The organism is Rahnella sp. P4_A8, assembly GCF_056402435.1.
On the sequence record NZ_JBFUHK010000107.1, the window covers coordinates 1 to 6,513 of the forward strand.

General features: G+C 52.2%; 5 protein-coding genes. 4 read left to right on the forward strand and 1 reads right to left on the reverse strand.

Features of this window, described 5'->3' with window-relative positions; all coding sequences use genetic code 11:
* The first annotated feature begins 403 nt into the window (after positions 1 to 403).
* Genes AC1DUO_RS22875 through AC1DUO_RS22890 form a run of 4 tightly spaced genes read left to right on the forward strand, consistent with a single transcriptional unit; the run spans position 404 to position 4,326 of the window.
* Complete coding sequence (locus AC1DUO_RS22875; RefSeq protein ID WP_241917318.1) at positions 404 to 1,513, forward strand: ABC transporter substrate-binding protein; 1,110 nt, start codon at positions 404 to 406, stop codon at positions 1,511 to 1,513.
* A gap of 1 nt (position 1,514) precedes the next feature.
* On the forward strand, positions 1,515 to 2,447 hold the full coding sequence (locus tag AC1DUO_RS22880) for an ABC transporter permease (protein WP_477988893.1): 933 nt from the start codon (positions 1,515 to 1,517) through the stop codon (positions 2,445 to 2,447).
* On the forward strand, positions 2,444 to 3,238 hold the full coding sequence (locus tag AC1DUO_RS22885) for an ABC transporter permease (protein ID WP_013578304.1): 795 nt from the start codon (positions 2,444 to 2,446) through the stop codon (positions 3,236 to 3,238). Before AC1DUO_RS22880 ends, AC1DUO_RS22885 begins: the two co-directional genes overlap by 4 nt.
* The gene (locus AC1DUO_RS22890; RefSeq protein ID WP_013578305.1) at positions 3,235 to 4,326 is read left to right on the forward strand and encodes an ABC transporter ATP-binding protein; all 1,092 of its coding nucleotides are present in this window, start codon (positions 3,235 to 3,237) and stop codon (positions 4,324 to 4,326) included. Before AC1DUO_RS22885 ends, AC1DUO_RS22890 begins: the two co-directional genes overlap by 4 nt.
* A 1,026-nt stretch (positions 4,327 to 5,352) precedes the next feature.
* Here the strand turns inward: AC1DUO_RS22890 and AC1DUO_RS22895 are convergent.
* Positions 5,353 to 6,417, reverse strand: a complete 1,065-nt coding sequence (locus AC1DUO_RS22895) for a Replication protein (RefSeq protein ID WP_477988896.1) — start codon at positions 6,415 to 6,417, stop codon at positions 5,353 to 5,355.
* Positions 6,418 to 6,513 lie beyond the last annotated feature (96 nt).

Here is a 6,513-nt window from a genome sequence, read left to right on the forward strand (position 1 = left end):
ATGCAGGAGGGAGTCATTCAGATTTAATAGCGAAATCTATTCTGGGAAAAGACCTAAATACCCACATTTCCCAAGCCACACGCCCTCATACACCTCGTATTTCACAATACCCCGTAGCATTTTAACTAGTTTTCCCCGGCCGGAACGTCTTCATAACCTTCAGGGCTATTTTTTATTTTTACATAATATGTTGATATTATTGCTATTTTACTCGAAAGACATATGACGAAAATCAAGAGGCACAACGAGAAATACTTCTTGACGAACTTAAAGCCATAAAATATCACTTATTCTCTAATAATGTCACACCAGTGTAACGCAAGATCAATAATCTGGCTGTCGATAAGGCGGCTTCATATGGATGCCTCCAAGGCCTGTTCGTTGGATGAAAAACTAGGAGAGAATGATGCGCGTGAATACCACTGCAGGACTGCTCGCCAGCGTGGCGACAATGGCGCTGGCCGTCCTTCCCGCCGCTGCATCGGCACAAGACCTCAATGCCCTCGTCGCTGGCGCCAAAGCTGAAGGTCAATTGACAGTGATTGCCGTTTCACACGACTGGTGCGGTTATGGAGCTCTCATTCAGGGCTTCAAGGACAAGTACGGCCTCGTCGTAAATGAACTGAATCCAAACGCTGGTTCGGGAGAAGAACTTGCCACGATCAAGGCTAACATTGGGAACACGGGACCGCAGGCTCCCGACGTCATCGACGTTGGCATGGTGTTTGGTCCGACGGCCATGCAGGACGAACTACTGCAGCCGTACAAGGTCAAGAATTGGGATTCGATTCCGGACGCCGTTAAGGATCCGGAAGGGCACTGGTACGGCGACTATTATGGCGTGCTGGCATTCCTTGTGAACAAGGACGTGGCCAAGAAAAGCCCTACTGATTGGTCTGATCTTCGCGATCCGATGTACAAGAAAAGCATTTCGTTACCAGCAGACCCGAGAACGGCGAACAACGCGATCCTGAGCATTTATGCCGCCGGACTGGCCACTGGCGCGAAATCGGGTGCCGATGCAGCCAGGGCGGGTATAGCGTTCTACCGTCAACTCAATGAAATCGGTAATCTCGTTCCGACTTTCGGTACCGCTGCTGCAATTGCCAAAGGCGAAACGCCAATTACATCACGCTGGGACTTTAACGGAGTCATCTACAACGAAAACTTCCACGGCAACCCTCTCATTGAAACAATCGTCCCCAAGGTGACCGTTGCGGGCGTTTACGCCCAGGCGATCAGCAAGTATGCACCTCATCCCAACGCGGCGAAGCTCTGGATGGAGTACTTGTATTCCGACGAAGGGCAGATCGGATTTCTGCACGGTCTCTGCCATCCGATCCGTTTCGACCAAATGCGGAAGGCTGGCTCAATCACGGATGAGATGGTCGCTAAACTTCCTCCATCCGGGGATAATGTCGTGTTCCCGGCACTTCAGGAGCTGATCGAAGTCGGCAAGATTGTCGCTGAAAACTGGACTACGAGCATCAACGCAAATGCCAAGAAGAACTAAGGTGTCCCTGTCGAAGAAGGAAGTCACTGAGTTGGGGATTTCCGAACCCTGCGAGCTTCCTATCACTCGTCGAGCTTCGGCGTTACGACGATTGGATTGGTCCGCGTTGATCGGAGTCGCGCCGTTTTTCATCTTCGCTCTCGTGATGATGGTCGCGCCAACAGTTTCGCTGATCGCCAACGCGTTTGTCGATCAGCAGGGGCACCTGACGTTCGGGAATTTTGCTGACCTCAACACGCCTGAGGTTACAGGCGCGTTTGCCGAGTCTATAAGGCTCTCTGCAGCGTCAGCTGTGCTTGGTGCAATAATTGGCCTAGGCCTTGCTCTAAACGTGGACCGCGGTATAGGCAGCACTAAGGTCCGTTCTATCGTGATGACATTCTGCGGCGTCGCTTCGAACTTCTCGGGAGTTCCACTCGCCTTTGCGTTCGTCGCAACACTTGGACGTCTCGGATTAGTCTCCGTAGCAATCAAGGCGGCCTTTGGCATAGATATTTATGCCAAAGGCTTCGATCTGGCCAGCTTCTGGGGTCTAACAGTCACTTATCTCTTTTTCCAGRTCCCGATCACGATTACCATCATGATGCCAGCCATTGATGGCTTGCGTAGAGACTGGCGCGAAGCTGCGTCAATCCTAGGCGCCAGATCTTGGCAATATTGGCGACATATTGGCCTGCCCATCTTGTGGCCCAGCCTCCTTGGGACACTAGCGCTCCTTTTCGCGAACTCGTTCGGGGCAATTGCCACAGCCTATGCCCTCACCGGTTACGCGGTGAACATCGTGCCGATTCTGCTATATGCGCAGATCCGTGGTGACGTCCTGCACAATGACAGTCTCGGTGCTGCACTGGCGCTTGGCATGATTATCGTCATGGCGTTTGCCAACACGATCTATCTTATCCTCCGCACCCGCGCTGAACGGTGGCTCAGATGATAAAAACTATGCATCTTCTTCGTTGGATCTGTCTGTCCCTAGGTGTTGCTTTTTTCCTCATGCCATTGATCAGTACAGCAGAGTTCTCGCTTAGCCTAAGGCGCGATGGCTACAGTCTCGATGCCTACCGTTACGTGTTCGCCGATCCGGATTTCATTTCGAGTTTCAGTTATTCGGCGCTCATCGCCTTATGCACCATCTTCGTAGGCACTATTCTCGTCGTGCCAACCGTATATTTGGTACGCCTGCGCCTCCCATGGCTTCGGCCAGCCGTCGAGTTTATCGTGCTGCTGCCGCTGATCGTTCCACCAATAATATTGGTGTTTGGCTATGTGCGAATGTTTTCCTCTTCATCGCTGCTTCCTCTTACAGGAACTTCTCGCGGGTCCGATATATTGTTGATATGTGGTTACGTGACGCTAGCGCTTCCGTATCTGTATCGAGCTGTTGATACCGGCCTCCAAGCAATCAATGCCCGCGTTCTCACTGAGGCTGCAACAATTCTTGGCGCCAGACCAATCACTATTATTGCCCGCATAATTCTACCAAATATACTGGTTTCAGTGTTGTCTGGTGCGTTCCTAACTTTCGCCGTTGTAATCAGTGAGTTCGTGATGGCGAGTCTTCTCACGAGGCCTGCCTTTGGCCCCTATATCCAGAGAGTTGGGGTCGCAAAGGCCTATGAACCGGCGGCATTGGTTATTCTGTCATTCTTCATTACCTGGACCGCAATGGGACTGGTCCAAGTTTTGGCGCGTTTTTCACCTAATGTGCAAAGAGAGAGTAAATGAATCTGGTCGCGTCCTCCGCTAAAACAAATACCGCCCTTCACCTTTCCGGGGTCATCAAACGGTTCGGGGAGCATGAAGTCGTTCGCAATCTAGATCTTGAAGTACGAAAAGGCGAATTCATTTCGGTTCTAGGCCCATCAGGCTGCGGAAAGACTACGGTATTGCGTATGATTGCAGGATTTGAGCATCCGACAACTGGCCAAATTCTGATTGATGGGAGAGATGTTTCCAGGTTGCGCCCAGATCAACGCAACCTTGGAATGGTATTCCAATCTTACGCGTTGTTTCCGAATATGTCGGTTGCCGCCAACGTCGGCTTTGGTCTAAAAATCGCGGCCATGGCAGATCGAGACATTCAAAGGCGCGTTGCTGAAATGTTGGAACTCGTCGGTCTGACAGGGTTCGAGCGGCGCTTTCCTTATGAGCTTTCGGGCGGCCAGCAACAGCGCGTGGCTTTGGCACGAGCGTTGGCAACAAAACCAGCGATGCTATTGCTTGATGAACCGCTCTCGGCACTTGATGCAAAGATTCGTCTTTCTTTGCGTGAACAGATTCGAGACATCCAAACTGAACTTGGCATCACCACGCTTTTTGTGACTCACGACCAGGAAGAGGCATTGTCGATGTCTGACCGGGTTGCTGTCATGAACAGCGGAAGAGTTGAGCAATTTGGCACACCACTTGAAATTTACAATCGTCCGGCCACTCGTTTCGTCGCATCGTTCGTTGGAACGCTTTCTGTCCTCAATGCAACACTATTGGACCCTGCGAGCGGGGCAGTGGAGGTCGCAACCGCAACTCTCAAAAATCTGGAACTTCCGCAGGGTTTAGCGCGGGGCGACCATATCTCATTGGCAGTCCGGCCTGAAGCAATACGCTTTGGCGTCCACAAGGGAGATGCCATACTGAGAGGCAAGGTTACGGGGGTTGGCTTTTATGGTTCCGTAATTCGGGTTCGCCTGCTCGTTGGCAATGAGACAATCACTATTGACATGTTTAACACGCCACTATCCTCCCCGCCGTCGCGCGGCGAGGACGTTGATATTTCGATAGACCCTAACAGCGTGTTTGTGATGCGAGCGGAATAATGAGATCTGTTGCAACGTTTGGTTACTGGCTGTATCGCAAGGAACCCTAAGATTGTTTTCGGAGAGTCTTGATGTACAAGGGTACCAAGTTGAAGAGGTTCATTAGGGAAACGGTGAACGGCCGCGTAACAAATTCCTTGAATGCGATGGGTTGTATTTTTTATGCACGTAAGTGCATGAAGGCGACAATGATTGTTGCCTGTGACACCATCAGCTAAGGGTCGCCGTGACGCGGCGCAGCCGCCCTGGTTTTATAGGTAACACCGATGCCCGTCCCTCGCCCTGCCAGACCATTGCTGCTCACAGCAACGAAACGTCAAGGTACGCGGTCGGAGTGGTCCTGGCGAAGCCAGGGCGTATCTCCGCGTTAGCGCCTTTGGCGCTTACGAGCGTGTTCCCCAAAACCAAAGCGAAACCTCTCAAAGCGACACTACCGCAGTAGTTACAACATTCACTTTTAAAGCCACTCTGTTCCGGGCCTTTGGCCCGGGGCGGGGCGGCTTTTCAGGTGGGCGGAGGGGGTGCGTTTGTGCTCGGTGCTGGGGGTTGACGTGGTTGAAGTTTATTGAATGTTGTAACTAATATGATGAGTGTTATGCCCCGGCTTGTCCGGGGAGCTACTTCTTTTTTTGCCCTGCCAAATGATGCCGTTGATAAGGTGTGGTTGCCCTGAGCATAGCGAAGGGAGCTACTCCAGATGCCATGCCGTGGCTGGCTCAGGAGTACTCTTTCTTTAGAAAGCTTGTTTTGTTCAGAAGTAACGTTCGAAATTACTCATATCTGAAGAAGGATTTTCGAAGTTAATGGGATGCCTCGACCGGGGGAATTATCTCTTCGAATTTAAACGATTATTTATTAATCAGACGTTGGCCAGCGCCGTATCGTGAGCATGCCCCGACCGTCACCGGTGCACATTTTGGCGGACAACAGACGTGGGGAAGCCTGCCAGGCATCCGCGAACGGAAAAAATGCCAGCATCAGGCCCGCAAAATCRCAGGAAGGGGAAAGGTTTAGAGAGGAATGTGGTTAAGACAGTGGAACGCCGGCGCGCTCCAGGAGCCGCTCATAAAACGTCTCAGCATCCGTGGACAGCAGCGTCGGGAACTCGGCTTTGAGGGCACTTTCCAGCGACATCTGCGCAACCGTGGTGAGCAGACCACTGGCCGTAAAACGCCGCCAGGCGTTCTCATGCGTGGCCGTGCTATTTTTTGGACGCAGCTGCCGCACTTTACGCGCCTGTTCGTCAAGAACGGCGCCAATATCGGCCTCAGTTCGCGCTTTTTCATCGCGCAGCTCCGGGCTGACAACCCAGCGTTTTATCTGTCTCAGACGGTTTTTAAGTGAATGGTGGCGGTCAATATTGATGCCCAAACGCGCCATTTTGAGCAGGTGACGCTGATATTTCTGCTGCATCGACTCCGCCAGTCCGCTGGCTACCGCCCACTGGCGATATTTATGCAACCACTCCCGGATGCTTTCAACGGCGATGCCCCGTGAAGTAAAGCATTTGTCGGTGAGAAAAATTCGCATGGGCTYGTTCTGGCCAGAATCGGCTTCGCGGTCACGGTGTATCACCACGTAGTCCAGTTGCTCCATCACCCGCAGGGCATGGAGCAGAACGTCATAGGCTTTACGACCATTCTCATAAACGTGCAGCGCATTCATGCGGCGGGCAATCTCTTCCACCGGCAGCATCATTTCGAAAAGGTAATCGCTGTCCGGGTTGTAGTCACAATTTGCGGCCAGAACCAAAGAGAGACAGGTCAGCGCCTCACGGCTCTCAGAGCGTGGGGTAATACGCATAGGTTTAGGGGTAAAGGAAGGGTCAGAAGCACGAGAGTAAGGCGTGTAACCAGTACGACGAAGCGCGATCAAATCGGCATTTCGACGCCAGTCATGCTGACGGAAGCAGGCCACCACTTTTGCAGCCATGCCGCGCGGCGTTTTGCCCGTGTAGACCGGCTGGTTGTTGCGGTGCGTCTTCGACTGCCCTTTGCGCAGACGGTTAGCTTCACCCCGGCGCGAAGGACGATAAACACAGGCAGAAACACTGTTTGCTAACGGTGAGAACGGAAACTGTTGTTCAGACACGGCTCCCAACGCTTATGTTGCGCCGGAGGAGTTGACCTTTAAAAGGCATAAATCTATACTCCCTGCATAGAGCAACAACTCTATACAGTGTTAGTG

Bases quoted from the DNA above. Each gene is read 5' to 3' on its own strand.
- AC1DUO_RS22875 (WP_241917318.1), top strand. From the start codon at position 404: ATGATGCGCGTGAATACCACTGCAGGACTGCTCGCCAGCGTGGCGACA.
- AC1DUO_RS22885 (WP_013578304.1), top strand. From the start codon at position 2,444: ATGATAAAAACTATGCATCTTCTTCGTTGGATCTGTCTGTCCCTAGGT.
- AC1DUO_RS22890 (WP_013578305.1), top strand. From the start codon at position 3,235: ATGAATCTGGTCGCGTCCTCCGCTAAAACAAATACCGCCCTTCACCTT.